This window comes from Microbacterium sp. T2.11-28 (assembly GCF_950097975.1).
GTDB lineage: Bacteria > Actinomycetota > Actinomycetes > Actinomycetales > Microbacteriaceae > Microbacterium.
Map to the genome: position 1 here is coordinate 1 of NZ_CATNHF010000020.1, position 430 is coordinate 430.

Below are 430 nucleotides of genomic sequence, written 5' to 3' on the forward strand. Positions count from 1 at the left end.
TCAGGTCATTTTATGCGATCTTTCTGCGCAGATGATCGACCGCGCAAAACAGGCGGCAGAAGCAAAAGGTGTGAGCGACAACATGCAATTTATACATTGCGCCGCTCAGGATGTTGCTTCGCATTTGGAAACGCCCGTTGATCTGATATTGTTCCATGCGGTGCTCGAGTGGGTGGCCGATCCCCGCAGCGTATTACAGACCCTGTGGTCAGTGTTGCGTCCAGGCGGCGTGTTGTCGTTAATGTTCTACAATGCGCATGGTTTGTTGATGCATAACATGGTCGCCGGGAATTTTGATTACGTGCAGGCGGGAATGCCGAAAAAGAAAAAACGGACGCTTTCGCCAGATTATCCACGCGACCCGGCGCAGGTTTATCTGTGGCTGGAAGAAGCTGGTTGGCAAATTATGGGTAAGACGGGCGTTCGCGTG

General features: G+C 52.1%; 1 protein-coding gene. It reads left to right on the plus strand.

The window, feature by feature from the left end; translation table 11 throughout:
* Window positions 1-430 (plus strand): methyltransferase domain-containing protein (locus QQZ13_RS09675; protein WP_284528828.1); only part of this gene is annotated, 430 nt, incomplete at both ends.